Origin of the sequence: Actinomyces sp. HMT897, assembly GCF_016626125.1 — a bacterium.
In the GTDB taxonomy this organism is placed as follows: domain Bacteria; phylum Actinomycetota; class Actinomycetes; order Actinomycetales; family Actinomycetaceae; genus Actinomyces.
On record NZ_CP067336.1, the window covers coordinates 935,131 to 954,499 of the forward strand.

The 19,369-nt window shown below is 70.3% G+C and carries 12 protein-coding genes and 2 rRNA genes; 1 reads left to right on the forward strand and 13 read right to left on the reverse strand.

The genetic code is table 11. The features are described from left to right. Positions 1-170 precede the first annotated feature (170 nt). The 11 genes from JJJ15_RS03845 to rplS all read right to left on the reverse strand — a co-directional run bounded on the left by JJJ15_RS03845 (position 171) and on the right by rplS (position 15,308). A 23S ribosomal RNA gene (locus JJJ15_RS03845) occupies positions 171-3,353 on the reverse strand. A 460-nt stretch (positions 3,354-3,813) separates the two neighbouring features. Continuing rightward, positions 3,814-5,358 (reverse strand): 16S ribosomal RNA (locus JJJ15_RS03850). The 16S and 23S rRNA genes sit together here, the layout of an rRNA operon. Before the next feature lie 611 nt (positions 5,359-5,969). Beyond that, the gene (locus JJJ15_RS03855) at positions 5,970-7,355 is read right to left on the reverse strand and encodes an NAD-dependent malic enzyme (protein ID WP_200511504.1); all 1,386 of its coding nucleotides are present in this window, start codon (positions 7,353-7,355) and stop codon (positions 5,970-5,972) included. A gap of 545 nt (positions 7,356-7,900) precedes the next feature. Next, positions 7,901-9,010: a tyrosine recombinase XerC gene (locus JJJ15_RS03860; RefSeq protein WP_200511505.1), complete on the reverse strand. Its 1,110-nt coding sequence runs from the start codon at positions 9,008-9,010 to the stop codon at positions 7,901-7,903. Then, a complete protein-coding gene (locus tag JJJ15_RS03865; protein WP_200511506.1) occupies positions 9,007-10,446 on the reverse strand; it encodes a DNA-processing protein DprA in 1,440 nt (479 codons plus the stop codon). Before JJJ15_RS03865 ends, JJJ15_RS03860 begins: the two co-directional genes overlap by 4 nt. Continuing rightward, a complete protein-coding gene (locus tag JJJ15_RS03870; protein WP_106109551.1) occupies positions 10,443-12,011 on the reverse strand; it encodes a YifB family Mg chelatase-like AAA ATPase in 1,569 nt (522 codons plus the stop codon). The genes JJJ15_RS03865 and JJJ15_RS03870 overlap by 4 nt, the downstream gene beginning before the upstream one ends. Further along, positions 12,008-12,541 (reverse strand): YraN family protein, encoded by a 534-nt coding sequence (locus JJJ15_RS03875; protein ID WP_106110710.1) that lies wholly within the window; start codon positions 12,539-12,541, stop codon positions 12,008-12,010. The genes JJJ15_RS03870 and JJJ15_RS03875 overlap by 4 nt, the downstream gene beginning before the upstream one ends. Before the next feature lie 230 nt (positions 12,542-12,771). Continuing rightward, positions 12,772-13,077, reverse strand: coding sequence for a DUF2469 domain-containing protein (locus tag JJJ15_RS03880; RefSeq protein WP_106109552.1), 306 nt, complete (start codon positions 13,075-13,077; stop codon positions 12,772-12,774). Beyond that, positions 13,074-13,901, reverse strand: coding sequence for a ribonuclease HII (locus JJJ15_RS03885; protein WP_200511922.1), 828 nt, complete (start codon positions 13,899-13,901; stop codon positions 13,074-13,076). The genes JJJ15_RS03880 and JJJ15_RS03885 overlap by 4 nt, the downstream gene beginning before the upstream one ends. Positions 13,902-13,954: 53 nt before the next feature. Beyond that, entirely contained in the window at positions 13,955-14,827 is an 873-nt protein-coding gene (lepB, locus tag JJJ15_RS03890) for a signal peptidase I (protein ID WP_200511507.1), read from the reverse strand. Positions 14,828-14,960: 133 nt separating this feature from the next. After that, positions 14,961-15,308 (reverse strand): 50S ribosomal protein L19, encoded by a 348-nt coding sequence (gene rplS / locus JJJ15_RS03895; protein ID WP_106109553.1) that lies wholly within the window; start codon positions 15,306-15,308, stop codon positions 14,961-14,963. Between the two features lie 242 nt (positions 15,309-15,550). Here rplS and JJJ15_RS03900 point away from each other — a divergent pair, with 242 nt between their 5' ends. Next, the gene (locus tag JJJ15_RS03900) at positions 15,551-16,213 is read left to right on the forward strand and encodes a DUF4241 domain-containing protein (protein ID WP_200511508.1); all 663 of its coding nucleotides are present in this window, start codon (positions 15,551-15,553) and stop codon (positions 16,211-16,213) included. Positions 16,214-16,409: 196 nt separating this feature from the next. Here the strand turns inward: JJJ15_RS03900 and JJJ15_RS03905 are convergent, their stop codons facing one another. Further along, positions 16,410-18,107, reverse strand: coding sequence for a GNAT family N-acetyltransferase (locus JJJ15_RS03905; protein WP_200511509.1), 1,698 nt, complete (start codon positions 18,105-18,107; stop codon positions 16,410-16,412). Continuing rightward, positions 18,107-18,664, reverse strand: coding sequence for a ribosome maturation factor RimM (gene rimM, locus JJJ15_RS03910; RefSeq protein WP_200511510.1), 558 nt, complete (start codon positions 18,662-18,664; stop codon positions 18,107-18,109). The genes JJJ15_RS03905 and rimM overlap by 1 nt, the downstream gene beginning before the upstream one ends. Between the last annotated feature and the right edge of the window lie 705 nt (positions 18,665-19,369).

A 19,369-nucleotide genomic window follows, 5' to 3' on the forward strand; every position in this document is an offset into this window, starting at 1 on the left:
GCCCCGTGTTCTGTTCTCGTGTGTCCCACGCCCGCTCGTGCACCGGTGTGGTGCGGACCAGCGTGTGTGGTGGGGGTTGGTCGTGGACCGTATAGTGGACGCCCACCCCCGCCTGGGGGGTGGTCCGTGGCACGCTCCGTGTGCCTGACGCGTGCTCGTTCGCGTGTGTTTGTGTGTTGTGTCGGCCTGTTAGTACCGGTCAGCTCCACGGGTCACCCCGCTTCCACGCCCGGCCTATCAACCCGGTCGTCTACCGGGGGCCTACCACACCACCCCAGCAGGGGTGGTCGTGCGGAGGCCTGGTCTCGGGGATGGTTTCCCGCTTAGATGCCTTCAGCGGTTACCCCTCCCGGACGTAGCCAACCAGCCGTGCCCCTGGCGGGACAACTGGCACACCAGAGGTCCGTCCGTCCCGGTCCTCTCGTACTAGGGACAGGCCCCCTCAGGCCTCCAACGCGCGCAGAGGATAGGGACCGAACTGTCTCACGACGTTCTAAACCCAGCTCGCGTACCGCTTTAATGGGCGAACAGCCCAACCCTTGGGACCTGCTCCAGCCCCAGGATGCGACGAGCCGACATCGAGGTGCCAAACCATGCCGTCGATATGGACTCTTGGGCAGGATCAGCCTGTTATCCCCGGGGTACCTTTTATCCGTTGAGCGACGGCCCACCCACACGGGGCCGCCGGATCACTAGCTCCTGCTTTCGCACCTGCCCGACCCGTCGGTCTCGCAGTCAAGCCCCCTTGTGCGCTTGCACTCGACACCTGGTTACCGACCAGGCTGAGGGGACCCTTGAGCGCCTCCGTTACCCTTTAGGAGGCAACCGCCCCAGTTAAACTACCCACCAGGCACTGTCCCTGACCCGGGTCACGGGCCGAGGTTCAGGCGCACGCCGCACCCAGAGTGGTATCCCAACAACGGCTCCCCACGACGCTGGCGCGCCGGGATCCACGCCTCCCACCTATCCTGCACAGGACACGGCGGACGCCAATACCAAGCTGCAGTAAAGGTCCCGGGGTCTTTCCGTCCTTCTGCGCGTAACGAGCATCTTTACTCGTAGTGCAATTTCACCGGGCCCGTGGTGGAGACAGCGGGGGAGTCGTTACGCCATTCGTGCAGGTCGGAACTTACCCGACAAGGAATTTCGCTACCTTAGGATGGTTATAGTTACCACCGCCGTTTACTGGGGCTTGAACTCACCGCTTCACCCCCCGCGGGGGGCTGACGGATCCTCTTGACCTTCCAGCACCGGGCAGGCGTCAGTCCGTATACATCGCCTTACGGCTTCGCACGGACCTGTGTTTTTAGTAAACAGTCGCTCCCCCCTGGTCTCTGCGGCCCGCCCCCCCAGCCCGCACGGGGCCTCAGGGGACAGGGCCCCCCTTCTCCCAAAGTTACGGGGGCATCTTGCCGAGTTCCTTCACCACGGTTCACCCGCCCGCCTCGGCATACTCTGCCGGACCACCTGTGTCGGTATAGGGTACGGGCGGCTCACACCATCGCGTCGAGGCTTTTCTAGGCACCACAGGATCACCCTGCTTCCCCGCCCCACGGGGCAGGTCACCGTCCCGCCTCACCCTCGTCACCAAAGACAGCCCCCCGGATTTACCTGGGGGACGGGCCACACGGTTGGACGGGCCAAGCCATCAGGCCCGCGGAGGCTACCACTGTGCGTCACCCCTGTTAACACGCTTGCCTACCAAGGCGGAGGACCCCCAGACCAGGACGCCACCACCCCCACCCGGGCCGAAACCCGCGGCAGGGGAAGAAGGCGGCACCCGGCGTGGGTTAGCACCCACCAGTCAGCACGGGCGGTGCCCCACCGGTACGGGAATATCAACCCGTCACCCATCGACTACGCCTGTCGGCCTCGCCTTAGGCCCCGACTCACCCAGGGCGGACGAACCTTCCCCTGGAACCCTTGGTCACACGGCGCCGGGGACTCCCACCCCGGTCTCGCTACTCATGCCTGCATCCTCGCTCCCGCACCGTCCACCAGGGGTCACCCCACCGGCTTCACCCAGCACAGGACGCTCCCCTACCACCCCCCACCCCCCACGAGGAGGGGCCAAGGAGGGTCCGCGGCTTCGGCGGCGCGCTTGAGCCCCGCTACATTGTCGGCGCACGACCACTTGACCAGTGAGCTGTTACGCACTCTTTCAAGGGTGGCTGCTTCTGAGCCAACCTCCTGGTTGTCACCGCGGCCGCACATCCTTTCCCACTTAGCGCGCGCTTAGGGGCCTTAGCCGGCGGTCCGGGCTGTTCCCCTCTCGACCACGGAGCTTATCCCCCGCGGTCTCACTGCCGCGCTCGCACCCGACGGCATTCGGAGTTTGGCTGACCCCAGTAACCCTGTGGGGCCCATCAGCCAACCAGTAGCTCTACCTCCGCCGGGGACCACGCGACGCTGCACCCAAATGCATTTCGGGGAGAACCAGCTATCACGGAGTCTGATTGGCCTTTCACCCCTACCCACAGCTCATCCCCCCGGTTTTCAACCCAGGCGGGTCCGGCCCTCCACACGCTCTTACACGTGCCTCAGCCTGGCCATGGGTAGATCACCCCGCTTCGGGTCCAGGACGCGCCACTAGACGCCCTCTTCGGACTCGCCCTCGCTACGGCTACCCCACAACGGGTTAACCTCGCGACACGCCACTGACTCGCAGGCTCATTCTTCAATAGGCACGCCACCACCCCCCACCCCCCACGAAAAACGGGGGGGCGCAAGGGCCCTGACGGCTCGTAGGCGCCCGGTTTCAGGTACTCTTTCACTCCCCTCCCGGGGTACTTTTCACCGTTCCCTCACGGTACTACTCCGCTATCGGTCACCAGGAGGTATTCAGGCAGCCGGGTGGTCCCAGCAGATTCACACAGGATTCCACGTGCCCCGTGCTACTCGGGCACCGTGCCAGCGCGGCCGAGGCAGTTCCGCCTACGGGGCTCTCACCCTCCACGGCCCCCCGTCCCAGGGGGTTCGGCTACCACCACGGTTTCTCACCACGCCCCCGCCCCGGCAGGAACAGGACGGCACGACCCCACAACCCCGCCGCGGCAGACCCTGCCGGGTAACCAGCACCACGACGGTTTCAGCCATCATCCGCTTCCGCTCGCCACTACTCACGGAATATCCTCTCCTACGGGTACTGAGATGTTTCACTTCCCCGCGTAACCCCCACACGCCCTATACATTCAGACGCGGGTGACGCCCCGTGACGGGCGCCGGGTCCCCCCATTCGGAAACCCTCGGATCAAGGCCCGCAAGACGGCTCCCCGAGGCTTATCGCAGTCCACCACGTCCTTCATCGGCCCCTGGTGCCAAGGCATCCACCGAACGCCCATAAAAACAACACACAACACAGGCAGAAACCACGCCCCAGAACCCACCACACCACGAACAGCGCAGCAGGACCCGGGCGCGAGGCACACAACAAAAACACACCACAGAGAACAAAGATACTCGCGTCCACTATACAGTTCACAACCAACCCACCCACACCCCCACAACCCCCCACACCACCACCAAACAAGCAGCAGCAAACAACCAGGAGAGAAGCAGAAGCAGGACACAAAAGGGCACGCAGCCCCAGACCCCGACAGCATGCCCCCACCCCCCACCACCACACCCCACGCACACGCGCAGGAAGCAGCAGAAAGAGGGCGGGCACCCCCCACCCACCCAGCAGAACGCAGGGTGAGAGGGGAGCGTGCTCCCGTGCATCCGTCCGTCCGGCCCCTCCCGACGGGCCACGAGGGGACCCGGGGACGCGCCCGTGCGCGCCCCCCGCCCCCTCGCAGGCCCCTAGATCCCTAGAAAGGAGGTGATCCAGCCGCACCTTCCGGTACGGCTACCTTGTTACGACTTCGTCCCAATCACCAGCCCCGCCTTCGACCGCTCCCCGTGGGGCCACGGGCTTCGGGCGTCACCGGCTTTCATGACGTGACGGGCGGTGTGTACAAGGCCCGAGAACGTATTCACCGCGGCGTTGCTGATCCGCGATTACTAGCGACTCCAGCTTCACGGTGTCGAGTTGCAGACACCGATCCGAACTGAGACCGGCTTTAAGGGATTCGCCCCGCCTCACGGCATCGCAACCCTCTGTACCGGCCATTGTAGCATGCGTGAAGCCCAGGACATAAGGGGCATGATGATTTGACGTCGTCCCCACCCTCCTCCGAGTTGACCCCGGCAGTCTCCCGCGAGTCCCCACCACGACGTGCTGGCAACACGGGACAGGGGTTGCGCTCGTTGCGGGACTTAACCCAACATCTCACGACACGAGCTGACGACAACCATGCACCACCTGCGGACCGGCCCCGCAAGGGGAGCCCGCGTCTCCGCGGACGACCGGCCCATGTCAAGCCCTGGTAAGGTTCTTCGCGTCGCATCGAATTAATCCGCATGCTCCGCCGCTTGTGCGGGCCCCCGTCAATTCCTTTGAGTTTTAGCCTTGCGGCCGTACTCCCCAGGCGGGGCACTTAATGCGTTAGCTACGGCGCGGACGACCCGGAAGAGGCCCCCCACACCTAGTGCCCAACGTTTACGGCGTGGACTACCAGGGTATCTAATCCTGTTCGCTCCCCACGCTCTCGCTCCTCAGCGTCAGTAACGGCCCAGAGACCCGCCTTCGCCACCGGTGTTCTTCCTGATATCTGCGCATTCCACCGCTACACCAGGAGTTCCAGCCTCCCCTACCGCACTCAAGCCGGCCCGTACCCACCGCACGCCCCCGGTTGAGCCAGGGGATTTCACGGCGGACGCGACCAGCCGCCTACAAGCCCTTTACGCCCAGTAACTCCGGACAACGCTCGCGCCCTACGTATTACCGCGGCTGCTGGCACGTAGTTAGCCGGCGCTTCTTAACCCGGCTACAGTCAGCACCCCACACGGGGGCGCCTTCTCCACCGGCGAAAGAGGTTCACAACCCGAAGGCCTCCGTCCCTCACGCGGCGTCGCTGCGTCAGGCTTCCGCCCATTGCGCAATACCCCCCACTGCTGCCTCCCGCAGGAGTCTGGGCCGTGTCTCAGTCCCAGTGTGGCCGTCCACCCTCTCAGGCCGGCTACCCGTCACCGCCTTGGTAGGCCATCACCCCACCAACAAGCTGATAGGCCGCGAGCCCATCCCCCACCAGAACCCCAAAAAAAGGGGAACCTATCCCGGCACCACCATGCGGCAGCACCAGCACACCCCGTATTAGCACCCCTTTCAGAGCGTTATCCAGGAGCAGGGGGCAGGTTACTCACGTGATACTCACCCGTTCGCCACTAACCCACCCACAAGGAGCAGGCCCGTTCGACTTGCATGTGTTAAGCACGCCGCCAGCGTTCGTCCTGAGCCAGGATCAAACTCTCCAAAAAAACCAATCACCCAGGAGACACCACGAACCCAGGAAACACAAGCCCCCCAGGAACCAGCACCACCCAGACAAACAAAACAAGCCAAGCACACCCCAGGAACACGCCCACAACAAGACGCACCCAGAACACACCCAGCAAAAAACCAGACAAACAAAACACACAAAAACAAGACACACTATCGAGATCTCAAACAACACACCCAGCGACGTCGCCCGCCATGCCCTCAGGGGACAGGACGAGCAGCACCTCGCAAGCGCCTGGAGTACCTTAGCAGAGCGTCTTGACTCCAGCAAGCGAAAACCAAGTGACCTCGGTCTCAGCAAGCTGGGGCGCCCTGCGACGGATCCTCCGTGTCGTGCGTGGAATCCGAGTGGACCCCGCGCGGCGACAGCAGATAACTAAACCAGATCCCGGCCCCACCGGTCAAACCAGCAGCCAGTGACCCTGACCATATCTCCGTCGTCAGCGGGCCGGGGGCCGGGAGAGGTCCCCTCCCCCGGCCCCCAGGAGCTAAGAGTCGCGGGAGAGCTCACGCAGGACCTCGGCCTCCCCCTCCCCCGGCCCCCAGGAGCTAAGGCGCGACGGCGGTCACCCGCCCGGCCCCAGGTCGCTCAGGCGTCGGCGAACCGTCGCACGGCCCGGGCGACCTCCTTGGCCACACGCTTGTCGAAGGCGCCGGGGATGACGTAGACCGGGCTGAGCTCCTCCTGGGAGATCACCGAGGCGATACCGGTGGCGGCGGCCCGCAGCAGCTCGGTGGAGATGTTCGTGATCCCCGTGTCCAGCAGGCCGCGGAACAGGCCCGGGAAGGCCAGGACGTTGTTGATCTGGTTGGGGTAGTCCGAGCGGCCCGTGGCCACCACGGCGGCGTGGTCGGCGGCCCCGATCGGGTCCACCTCCGGCGTCGGGTTGGCCATGGCGAAGACGATCGCGTCCTTGGCCATGACGGACAGGTCCGAGGGCTGGAGCAGGTTGCCCGAGGAGACGCCGATGAAGACGTCGGCGCCCTTGAGCCCCTCCTTGAGGGAGCCCGTCACGCCCCTGGGGTTGGTGTTCTCCGCCAGCCACCTGCGGTGCTCGTTCATCCCCTCGGTGTCGGTGGCCACCAGGGCCCCGGTGCGTCCGTAGCCCACGATGTCGGTCGCGCCGTGGGCCATGAGGAGCTTGGCGATGGCGCTGCCCGCCGCGCCGACGCCGGACAGGACGATGCGCACGTCCTCGATCCTCTTGCCCACGATCCTCAGGGCGTTAATGAGGGCGGCCAGGGTCACGATCGCGGTACCGTGCTGGTCGTCGTGGAAGACCGGGATGTCGAGCTCCTCACGCAGACGCGCCTCAATGTCAAAGCACTTGGGCGCCGCGATGTCCTCCAGGTTGATACCGCCGTAGGCGGGGGCGATCGCCTTGCAGATGGCGATGATCTCCTCGGGGTCCTTGGTGTCCAGGGCCACGGGCCAGGCGTCCACGTCGCCGAACTGCTTGAAGAGCACGGCCTTGCCCTCCATGACCGGCATCGCCGCCGAGGGCCCGATGTCACCCATGCCCAGGACGGCGGTACCGTCGGTGACCACGGCGACCGTATTCTTCTTAATGGTCAGCTGGCGGGCGCGCTCGGGGTGGTCGTAGATGGCCTTGCACACGCGGGCCACCCCCGGGGTGTAGACCCGCGCGAGGTCACGCCGGTTGCGGATGGGGTACTTCGAGGCGATCTCGATCTTCCCGCCCACGTGGGCCAGGAAGGTCGAGTCACCGACATTGTTCACCACGACGCCGTCAATGGTCTGGACGGCCTTGACGAGCTCGCCACGGTGCACGGAGTCACGGGTGTCCGCGGTCAGGTCGACGATGAGGGTGTCGTTGTCCGCCTCGGCAACGTCGACACCGGTGACAATGGCTCCGGTCGCGGTCGCGGTGTCCACCAGCGCCGCGACGACCTTCTGGGTCGCGGGGACCTCAAGGCGCAGGGCGACGGTGTAACTGGGACTGGGTTGTGCCATGGGGATGTCCTCCCGGTCATCAAGGATGCTGTATGTCGGGGGTGAGCCTATCGCCAGAGCTGGTCGGAGCCCGTGTCGGAAAGACATGAACAGTCCCTCATCCCACTGGCTGAGACCGAGAAGGGCCTGTCGTGCCGTCCCCGCCCGGGGCCGACCGCCGCGTACGGCAGCCGCCCGGCCCCGGCACACGGCCCTACCGGCACGAGGCCGGGACGGGCCCGGGCCAGCCCCGGCTGCGGGCCCTGGGGCGTGTGGTAGCCAAGACGGGCCCACCCGGAATCGGGGCACAGGCAAGGACGACGCCGTGCGGCAGCACCTATGACGGTGGTGGGCACCCCGCCCGGGCGGGGACGACCGGTCATATAAGGTGATATGCCTCTCAGAGGTGGCGCCAGCAGGGGCACAGCCCGTTCTCACGAGAAACAAGTACCGTTCTCGCGACGAACAAGTACCGTTCTCGCGAGCAATAAGTACCGTTCTCGCGGTGGGGAGGGAGGGAGAGGAGGAGGGGAGGAGCGAGTGGGGCGCTGGTGCGCCGTGGCTCCTCAGGCGCGGGGGAAGGCCTGGGCGTAGGCCGTGCGCAGGCGCTCTGGTGTGACGTGGGTGTAGCGCTGCGTCGTCGCCAGGGAGGAGTGCCCCAGGATCTCCTGGACACTGCGCAGGTCGGCCCCTCCGCTGAGCACGTGGGTGGCAGCGGAGTGGCGCAGCCCGTGGGGGCCGAGGTCCGGGACCCCGGCGGCAGCCGTCGCGCGGTGGACGACCTGACGCACCGTGCGCGGGTCGATCCGCCCCCCACGCGCACCCAGGAAGACGGCGTCCCCCGACCCCGGCCCCGCCAGGCGGCCGCGCACGGCCAGCCACCGTGACAGCGCCCGGGCGGCAGGCAGGCCGTAGGGGACCACCCGGTCCTTGTCCCCCTTACCCACGACCTGCAGGGTGCGTCGGGAGGGGTCGAGGTCAGCCCGGTCCAGGCCCACCAGCTCAGAGACCCGGATCCCGCTGGCGTAGAGGATCTCCAGGATCGCGTGGTCCCGTACCGACAACGGCCTGTCACCCCGCGCCGCCTGCCCGGCCACCTCCATGACCTGGCGGGCCTGGTCCTGGCTCAGGACCGTGGGCAGGCGGTTGTCAGCCCGGGGCGAGCGCAGGCGGACCGCCACGTCGGACCCCAGCAGGCCGCGGCGGTGGGCCCAGGTGGAGAAGGTCCGGATGGTGGCACCGCGGCGGGCCATGGTGGCACGCGAGTGGCCCGTCGCGGCCTGGTCCGCGAGCCACGCCCGCAGGTCGGCCAGGCTCAGGACCGCCAGGACGGCGCTGACGTCAGCCTCCTGGTCCGGTCCCGCCCCCAGGAAGGTCAGGAGCGCGTCCAGGTCACCGGTGTAGGCGCGCACGGTGTGCCGGGACAGACCCCGCTGAAAATCCAGGTACCGGGCAAAGTCCTGCGTGAGCGCACCCCGGGTGAGCCCGGGGCCGTCCTGCCCCCCCGGGGCGGCGTCGGCCTGGGGGCTCCGTGCGGACCCGCCCGGGCCGTCCCCGGTACGGGCGCCGTCACCGCTCCCGGTGCGGGCGGCGGCTCCCCTGGTCCGGGACCGACTCCGGCCCCCGCCGACGCCCCTCCGGGACGCCCCAGCGCCTGCGGGCCCGTGTTCGCTCATGCGGACACCTTACGACGCCACCGCTCCCCCTCCTGCTGCACACGCCCGGACAGCTCCAGCAGGCCCAGGGCCGCCAGGACCTGGGGGACGGAGAGCCCGGCGCTACGCGCCACGGACTCCACGCCGGCCGACCGCCGAGCCGGGAGGGCGTCCATGACCAGGGCGGCGTCGCCGTCGAGCCCGTCCAGGAGCCCCTGGCCCTGGTTGCGGGGCTGGGCCTCCTTGCGGGCGTCGGCGTCCTGGGTGCCTACGGGCAGGAGGAGCTCCAGCACCTCGTCGACGTCAGTGACCAGGACCGCACCGGCCCGCAGGATCCGGTGGCAGCCGACCGAGGCCATGGAGGTGACCGGGCCGGGCACGGCACCCAGGGGACGCCCCAGGTCCTGGGCACAGCGGGCGGTCGATAGGGCGCCGGAGCGCCAGGCGGCCTCGACCACCACCGTCGCCTGCGTCATGGCGGCGATCAGGCGGTTGCGGCTCAGGAACCGGTGCCGGGCGGGGCTGCAGCCCGGCGGGACCTCGGCCACCAGGGCGCCCTGCCGGATGACGGCCTCCAGCAGGGCCGTGTTGCCGCCAGGGTAGAGGCGGTCCACTCCCCCGGCGCTCACGCTGACCGTGCGGCCGCGGGCCAGGGCGCCGCGGTGGACCGCCGCGTCAATCCCATAGGCGCCCCCGGAGACCACCACGCAGCCAGCCGCCGCCAGGCCCCCGGCCAGCTCGGTGGCGACCTCCTCCCCGTAGGCGGTAGAGGCCCGCGCCCCCACCACGGCCAGGCAGTACCCCGTGGCCACGCCGTGAGGGACCCGGTCCTCCCGGGTGGGCGGGCGGTCCGGGAGACCCCACCCCCGGGGCAGCTCCTCTAAGGCCTCCTGCTCCACGGTCCGCTCCTCCGGCGGATCCTCGTCGGGGGACTCCTGGTCCTCGGGCCCGCCAGCGTCCTCCTCATCCGACTCCCCACCGGTCCCCTGACCCTCCTGCGGCTGGGACGCCCCCTCCAGGAGGTCCTGGTCCTGGGCGCTGACCAGGAGGGCAGGATCCCCCCTCACCCACAAGCACATGGGTGGCTGGGCCAGCTCACCCAGGCCCGGGGGCCACCACGGGTCACCCGGGGTGAGCAGGCTCCCGCCCAGGCGCTCCAGGACATCGAGCTCACGGCGGATGTCCAGCCCGCTCAGACGCGGCGCCCACCTGCCTACCGCCTGGGCCCAGCGGGCACTGGCGACGGCGGCGTCGTGGCACGAGGGCAGGGGCGGGCGGGGGCTGGTGCGCGCCTCCCCCTCAGAGGTCAGGCCCTCGGACAGGAGCCACTCCAGGGCCGGGCCCGCACCCAGGTGACCGACCAGGGCGGCGGCCGCGGCGTCGGCGGGCTCCACCAGGCGGGACCAGGTGGCACGTGCCAGGGCCTCGTCGTGGACGTCGTAGGGCAGGGACGTCATGGGCGTGCTCCTCTCATTCTCAGGGCCATGGCACCGCCAAGGTCCTCCAGGGTGGGTGAGGCGTGGCCCCCCAGGTCGGCCAGGGTCCAGGCCAGGCGCAGGACCCTGTCGGCGCCGCGCAGGGACAGGTCGCCGGTCTCCAGGACCCGCATGAGCCGCGCCACGACCGCCGGGTCGGTGCCTGAGGCGGCGCTGCGCAGGTACCGGCCCGGGACCTGGCAGTTCAGACGCCAGGGCGTACCGGCCAGACGCCGTGCGGCCCGCTGCCGGGCGGCGGCCACCCGGGCGGCCACGGTCCTGCTGGACTCCGGGCCCTCGGTCAGGGCCAGGTCGGTGGCGCTGACGGGGCGGACCTCGACCTGGATGTCCACGCGGTCCAGCAGGGGGCCGGAGAGCCGGGAGAAGTAGCGCCGTCGTTGCAGCGAGGTGCAGGTGCAGCCGGTCCCCCGCCCGCTGGCGCCCCCGCAGGGGCAGGGGTTGGCCGCCAGGACCAGCTGGAAGGCCGCCGGGTAGGTGGCCCGTCCCGCGGCGCGGTCGATCGAGACCGTGCCCGACTCCAGGGGCTGGCGCAGGCAGTCCAGGACCCCGCTGGCGAACTCCGGGGCCTCGTCCAGGAACAGGACGCCGCAGTGCGCCAGGGACACGTCCCCAGGGCGCGGCGTCCCGCTGCCGCCCCCGATGACCGCGGCACGGGTGGCGGTGTGGTGCGGGGCCCGCAGCGGCGGGGTGCTCAGCAGGCCGGACTCGGCGCGGAAGGTCCCGGCCAGGGAGTGGATAGCGGTGACGGTGACGGCGTCGGACGGCTCCAGGGGAGGCAGGATGGTGGGCATGCGCTGGGCGAGCATGGTCTTGCCGGCACCCGGCGGGCCCACGAGAAGCAGGTGGTGCCCGCCAGCCGCCGCGACCTCCAGGGCGTGACGAGCACCACGCTGGCCGACGACGTCAGCCAGGTCCAGGTGGCTGGTGGGCTCAGGCTCCTGGTCCGTGCCCACCGTGACCTCCTGGAGCGCCCGCTCCACCAGCGGGTAGGTGGCCGTCGGCAGCCTGCCCCCGTAGCGATCCACCAGCTCCCCCACATGGGCCACCGCCGTGACCTGGGCGCCCGGGACCAGGCGCGCCTCGCTGGCGGACGCGGCCGAGACCACGACGTCCCGCACCCCGGCGGCGACGGCGGCGTGGACGGAGGGCAGGACCCCTCGTACGGCGTGGACGCTGCCGTCCAGGCCGAGCTCACCGACGTAGACGGTCCGGGCGAGCTCGGGCAGGGCCTGAGCGGGCAGGGCGTCGCGAGCCCCCAGCACCGCCAGGGCCAGGGCCAGGTCGAGCCCGGTACCCGACTTGGGCAGGTCTGCCGGGGAGAGGTTGACGGTCAGACGCTGCTCCCCCCAGCGCAGGCCGCAGGTGGTCAGGGCGGCACGCACCCGCTCCCGCGACTCCCTGACGGCGGCGTCGGGCAGCCCTACCAGGGTGAAGCTGGGCAGGCCGGGCGCGGCATGGGCCTCGACGTCCACCAGGTGGCCGTCCAGGCCGGTGAGGGTGATAGCGAGGGTCCGGGCGAGGCTCATCCCTCCCCCACCCCCTCGTGGTGACGCAGGAACACGGGCTGACCGGGGCGCAGCAGCAGGGAGATGACGTCCAGGCGCAGGCCCTCGTGAGGTACCTCGTGGCTGGCCGCCCAGGCACCGGCCAGGGCCCGCAGCCGGGCGACCTTACGGGCGTCCACCGCCGCACCGGGCGGCCCCAGTCGCGTGCTGGTGCGGGTCTTGACCTCAATGACCACCAGGCGGGGCCGGGAGCCTTCCCGGGGCTGGAGGGCGATAATGTCGAGCTCCCCGCGCAGCCGCGGACCGTCTGGCGCCTGGTCGGCGGACCCCGGGGCGCCCGGGGCCCCTGGTCCGGGCTGCTGGCCAGGCCTCCTTTGCCCGCCACGACGGCCGGAGGAGGGACGCCAGTTGCGCTCCAGGACCTGCCAGCCCAGATCCGTAAGGTACCGGGCTGCGATCTGCTCGCCGCGACGCCCGACCTCCCGGGGCGCAAGTCTCGCAGGTCGCTGGCAGAAGTCGGTGTCCCGGGGGGCGGGACGGGTTGTGGTCATGCGGATCACCTCCGTCATGAGGCTGCACCGCCGCGTCCTGCCCGCGCCACCGCGGGCCCCTGGACCTGTGGAAAACCTCCTGTCCACAGGCTGGAGGCGACGGGTGACGCCGCGCGTCCCCGCGCCCCGGGTATGTCAACCGTACGTCATGAGGCCCCTCGGATCCGGGGTGCCAGGGACCTGGCCAGCGACGTCAGCCGACTCGCCGAGCCCCTGCGCCCCGGCAGCCGTCAGGAGGGCAGACCCATCTCCGGCTTGGCCAGCTCCTCCACGTTGACGTCCTTGAAGGTGACGACCTGGACGGACTTGACGAACCGGGAGGCCCGGTAGATGTCCCACACCCAGGCGTCCTCCAGGGTGAGCTCAAAGAAGACCTCCCCGCCGTTGGTGCGCACCTGGACGTCCACGGAGTTGGTCAGGTAGAAGCGTCGTTCCGTCTCCACGGCGTAGGAGAAGAGGCTCACCACGTCTCGGTACTCGCGGTAGAGCTCTAACTCCAGGTCGTTCTCGTAGGCCTCAAGATCCTCAATACTCACTGGATTATCATGCCCTGACGTTCATGCTCCTCCAAGCCGGGCAGGCGCCAGCTACGGCGGTGCTGGTCACTTGCGCCCAGCCGCGCCAGCCCCTCCACGTGCGCCCGGGCCGCGTAGCCCTTGTTGCTGGCCCAGCCGTAGCCGGGATCCTCCAGCTGCCTCATGAGCCCGTCCCGGTGGACCTTGGCCAGGACGGAGGCCGCGGCCACGACGGCGCAGTGCGCGTCGGCCCTCACCCTGGTGCGCACTGGCGGGGTGAGCCCGGGGGGCAGGGGGGCACCGTACTCCCCCGGGTCGCGGGCCCCAGCCTCCCTGGCGCCCGCGTCCTCCGGCCCACCGGCGCCCGGGCCGTCCTCCGGCCCCCCGGTGGCCAGCACCCCACCGGCACCCGGCACCCGGGCCGCACCGGCACCCGGCACCTGGTTCCCGGCGCCCGGCCGCCCCGCCAGCGTCGTGAGCAGGTCCTCACGGGGCTGGCTGAGCCAGTCGGCGCTGCCGTCCAGGAGCACGACGTCGGGCAGGTGGCCCCGGGCGGCGACCTGCGCCAGGGCCCGCAGGCCCGCCAGCCTCAGGGCGCCGACAATGCCGTGGGCGTCGATCTCACCCGGCGTCGAGCTGCCCAGGGCCCAGTCCTCCAGCCACTGCCGGCACGGTCCCACCAGGTCCTCACGCCGTCGGGCGGACAGGAGCTTGGAGTCCGCCAGGCCGGCGGGGAAGTCCTCCGGCGTGGCGGCGCCGACGACTGCCAGGCCCACCGTGACCGGCCCGGCCAGCGCCCCTCGCCCGACCTCGTCCATGCCTCCCACCAGCGGGAACCGCTCCATGAGGGCGCGCTCGACCAGGCGGTCGGGGACCGGTCGGGAGGCTGGCCTGCGGCTCACCGGGCCGCGGGGACGCCAGCGAAGACGTCCTCTCCCCCGCCCAGGCCGTCCCAGCGGCTCACCGGCCAGATAATGCTCCTGGCCACCCCCACGACGTCGCTCAGGGGGACGAAGCCGCCGTGGACGTCATCCATGTGCAGCCGGGAGTCCGCGGAGTTGGAGCGGTTGTCCCCCATGACCCAGACCATGGAGTCGGGCACGGTGACGTCGAAGGCGACCTCGGAGGGCGAGACACCCGCCTTGACGTAGGTCTCGTGAAGGACCACCCCGTTGACCGAGACCGTCCCCCGCCCGTCGGAGACGACCCGGTCCCCGGGCATTCCGATCACACGCTTAATGAGGTGGTGGCCCGAGTCCTCCGGGAGGATCCGGATAAGGATGAGTCCGTCACGGATGAGCCCTCTCAGACCGGTGGGGTCAGTGCCAGTCAACCAGTGGTCGGGATCGCGGAAGACAATAATATCGCCGCGTTTAATGTCATCGGAGTCGTACATGGTCACCGCTACCCGGTCACCGCTGACCAGCGTGCTCTCCATGGATCCTGTAGGAATCTCAAAGTACTGGATGACAAAGGTCTTGAACAGCGCTACGAGCAGGAGGATGACGACGAAGGGGACCAGGAAGGACCCTCGGCGTGGCCGACGACGTGCGGGTCTGCTGCTCTCGGAGTCGTCCGACGATGTCGGGCGCTCCTGGGGCGGGTAGGAGGGCGGGAGGTCCTGCGGGGCGTCGTCCTGCGGACCGGCCTCATCCTGGGACCCGTCCCGGGGCTCACCCTGGGACCCGGCGTCGTCGGCCTGGGAGGCGTCGTCCTGCGGCTCGTCCCGGGCGTCGGCGGTGGGCTGGGCGTCGTCCTGCTCGGAGGTCACGCTAATCCCTTCACTCGTGTGCTCCGCTGGCGCGGAAACCTGCCGTGATCCTACCTACCCGCCACGCGAAAGGGCGCCCGCAACCGCTGTGGTCACGGACGCCCTCACCCGCGGGCAAGGCTGCCCCAGGACGTCAGGCCTCGCGACGCTCCTTGATCTTGGCGGCCTTACCGCGCAGGTTGCGCAGGTAGTACAGCTTGGCGCGACGAACGTCACCGCGGGTGACGACCTCAATCCGGTCGATAGTGGGGGTGTGCACCGGGAAGGTGCGCTCCACGCCCACCCCGAAGGAGATCTTGCGGACCGTGAAGGTCTCCGAGACACTGGCGCCGGAGCGCGCGATCACCACGCCCTGGAACACCTGGATACGCGAACGGCTCCCCTCCACGACCTTGACGTGCACCTTGACGGTGTCGCCAGGACGGAAGGCGGGGACGTCCTCGCGCAGGGAGGCGGCGTCGATCTGGTCAATGAGGTTCATGGTTCTTCTCCACGCACGTGCCACTGGTCATGGGCGCTTGGTCGGCGACACCTCACGGGGCGTCGGTGCTCGTGCCCGCAGGTCCCGCTCGGCAGGGGCTCCCCAGTGGCAGAGCCGCTCCCGGGCCCGGGGCCAGGCAAGTGTGCCACAGCCCCTCAGCGGGCGGCGAGCACAGGGGCGAGGACGTGCGCGACCTCACGGCGTGTTTGACACCGCGGAACCGGCTACGGAACCATCACCGCATGAAGATCACTGACTTCCACGCCCTGCACCCCGGTACGGTCCGCGACGGCGAGGGGGACGAGGTGACCCTGAGCGTCCACGACCTGGGGACGCTGCGCGTGCCCTCGGGGCGGGTGCGGGTCTGCGACCCGTTCGTCAACCTCGACGACTGCCTCGAGTTCGCGGTCCCGCCGGGGGACTACCCGGTACGGGTCACCATGGTCGACTGTGAGGCCTACTTCTCCCTGGTACTGGCCGAGGGGGAGGCCGCCAGCGTCGAGCCGGCGGCCTCTGTCGAGGGCGCCCCGGAGCCCGGGACCTGCTGGCTGGTCCCCGTGGACGCCGGGACCGTGGGCATGGTCGACGCCGACGCCGTGGAGCGGTGCATGCCCGAGCTGAACGATGAGTGCGACTGGTACGAAGAGATCTTTGACAGCGGGGAGCCGACCTCCTGGTTCGAGCTCATGGACTCCGAGGAGCACTACCAGCCCGGACTCGCCAATATCGTCATGCCGCTGGCGACCCACGGCGAGAACGTCGTCATGAGCCACTCGGGGTTCGGTGACGGCTCCTACCCGGTGTACCTGACCCGCGACGCCGCGGGCAGGCCGCTGGGACTGCACATTGACCTCCTCCTCATTGCGCCCGAGGAGGACGAGGATGACGCGGAGGACGCGGGCTGAACGGCTGGCCTGGGCCGGGGCCGCTTCCACGTGGACGGCCGCGTCGCCCACGCCCTGACGAACGGCCGGCCTGGGCCGCCTGCTCGCCACCTGGCCGCAGGCCCGGGTCGGTGCTGCGACCGCGCGCCCGGGGCCGGGGCTCGTGGCCTGGGGCCGCTGGCCCGCAGCCCCGGGACCAGTGGGCCAGTGGCCGCCCTCAGCGTCCCGGGAGCCGACGCACCATGACGACGTCGCGGCAGGCCCGTCCGCCGACGTCGTAGCTGCGTGTTCCCACCACCGTGAACCCGGCCCGCCGGTAGGCCTTCTGGGCCCGCCTGTTACCGGTGTGGGTACCCAGCCACAGCAGCGTGGCCCCGGCCTGCCGGGCCTGGTGGAGGGCCCGCTCCAGGAGCGCGGCGGCCAGGCCTGAGCCGCGCAGGCGGGCGTCCACGTACACCTTGGACAGCTCAGCCACCAGATCCGTGTCCCCGACCTGGACGCAGGACGGCCTGGCGTCCAGCCCCTCGGGCAGGCGGCCGCCGTCCCGGCGCTCCAGGATCAGGGCGCTGTAGCCCACCACCTCCCCCGGGGCGGGCACGTCGGCCCCCGGCGGCACCGCGCGCCCGAGGGAGGCCAGGGTCAGGAGCACACGCGGGTCCGCGGCCCAGGAACTGAAGCGCTCTGCGGTGAGGTGGGTCGCAATGTGCTCGGCGACCTGGTCCTCGCCGAGGAAGGGTGGGCAGGCGTCGGGGAAGGTACGGGCCGCCAGGGCCGCCAGGGACTGGGCGTCCTCAACACCAGCGGCCCGCAGCCCTACGGGCACCGGGTGGGCGCACCCCACCGGCACCACCCAGCCCAGGGCCGCCAGGCGGGCGCGGTCGGCGGCGTCCAGGTCGGCGGCGTCCAGGGCCGAGACCATGTCCGGACGGCGCCGCGCGGTGCGGGTCAGGGCCTGGTCCCGCCGGGCACGGGCAATACGGCCGTGGTCCCCCGACAGCAGGACCGGGTCCACAGCCAGGTTCCGCCAGGTGGTGGGCCGGGTGTAGACCTCGTGCTCCAGCAGCCCGGCAGCGCCGTGGGACTCCTCGACCACGGAGTCCGGGTTGCCCAGGACCCCGGGCAGGAGCCGGGCCACGGCCTCGATCACCACCAGGGCGGCCGCCTCCCCGCCGTTGAGGACGTAGTCGCCGACAGAGAGCTCACGCACCTCCACGCCCCGGGCGCAGTAGTGCTCGGCGACGCGGGAGTCAATGCCCTCATAGCGTCCGCAGGCCAGGACCAGGTGCTCGGCACCGGCCAGGTCCTCGACGACCCGCTGGGTCAGGACGTCCCCGGCGGGGGTGGGGATGACGAGCACAGTGCGGCCCCGCTGCGGGGCGTCCGTCCCGGTACCGGCTGCCTGGGTGGGTGCCCCCACCGTCCCGGTACTGGCTGCCTGGGTGGGCGTCCCCACCGCCCCGGCACCGTGTGGTCCGGCTGGGGCGGGCAGCTCGGTACGGCCCGGTCCGGCCGGGGCGGGCAGCTCGGCACGGCCAGACGGTCCGACCGGGGCGGCCCCGGCGCCACCAGGCCCTGGCTCGATCCCGCCGCCAGCTAGGAGGGGGGCAGCACCACCCGGAGCCGTCGTCGTCAGCGGGTCCGTCCCCGGGGCGGGCAGGTCCAGGACGGCGTCGAGGGCCCGACCCCACACGTCGGGACGCATGACCATGCCCGCGCCCCCGCCGACCGGGGTGTCGTCCACGGTGCGGTGGCGGTCGTGGGTCCAGTCACGCAGGTCGTGGACCCGCAGCTCCAGGAGGTGGTCCTGGCGCGCCCTGCCAATGAGGGACAGGTCCAGGGCCTGGAAGTAGTCGGGGAAGATGGTGACGACGTCGTAGCGGCGTGTGCGGGCCTGCCCCTGGTCTGCGGCGGCCACTAGCGCGCCTCCTCGGCCTGCCCCAGGGCGGGGAAGAGGCCGCCGGGTGGATCCAGGGTGAGGGTGCCAGCCTCCAGGTCGACCTGCGGAACCAGCGCGGTCACGAAGGGGACCGCCACCTCCTGCCCGTCAGGGGTGCGCACCACCAGCCGGTCCTGGGCGACGCCGGGCTCCAGGTCCGTCACCGTGCCCAGGACGTGCCCGTCAACGTGGAGGGCACGCAGGCCCACGAGCTCGTGGCGGTACCACTCCTGGTCGTCGCGATCGGGGTCACGTTCCTCGGCGTCGGTGTCCACCAGGAGGCGCAGGCCGCGCAGCGCCTCGGCGGCCGTGCGGTCAGGAACCCCCTCAAAGGCGGCGAACCAGCGGGCGCCGTCGGAGCGCAGCCGCGAGACGGTCAGGGTGGCGGGTGCAGGCCCCTGCCAGCCGCCGGGGGCCTCCACGGGCAGGGTGGTCCCGGGGGCGAGCCGTCCCCGGGGGTCGTCGGTGCGGATCGCAAGGCGGACCTCGCCCTTGAGGGCGTGGGCGGGACCGATGACGGCGACGGTAAGCAGCACGCGGGGCTCCTGGGTGGCTGGTAGGTGTCCGGAACCGACACTACCGGGTGGGACGTGCCGGGGAGCGGGCAGGGTCGCTGACCACGCCGGCCACGGGCGCACCACCGTGGTCAGGGGCCGAGAGCGGGCAAGGGCCGCCACGTCCCGAATACCAGCACGGCCAATAGGGCATGTTGCTTGACCAGTAGGGCACGCAGGTCACGCTGGGCGGCTGGCCGGTCACGCTGCACGGCTGGCCGGTCGCGCCGCGCGGCCAGAAGGGCACGCTCGCACTGCACGGCTGGCTCCGTGGGGCCACCGCGTGCGCCCCGTCCCCGCCGGGTACCGGGGTGCTATGCGCGGCCCTGCTGGGGCTGGTACCCGGCTCTGTCGCAATCTGAGGATCAGAACCACCCACACCCCACCCCAGTCTTTGTACACTTAATGTCCACGCAGGTCAGAGACTTGTTCTCCAGCGCGACCAAAGGTGGGACTCGTTCTGATCCTCAGATTGCGTCAAACGTGGGAAGCCGGGGCAACCGAAGTCTGAGAGATTACTCGAACTGCCGCATATAGTGCTATCGGAGGGGCCGCGGCCACCCGCGGAAGCCCTCACAGTGGCGACGAGAGCCGCTCAAGGGCACCTGAACGGGACGCCCGCGCTCAGGCCCGGTGAGACAGGGGCTGTCCGTTCTCGCGAGCAACAAGTACCGTTCTCGCGAGCAA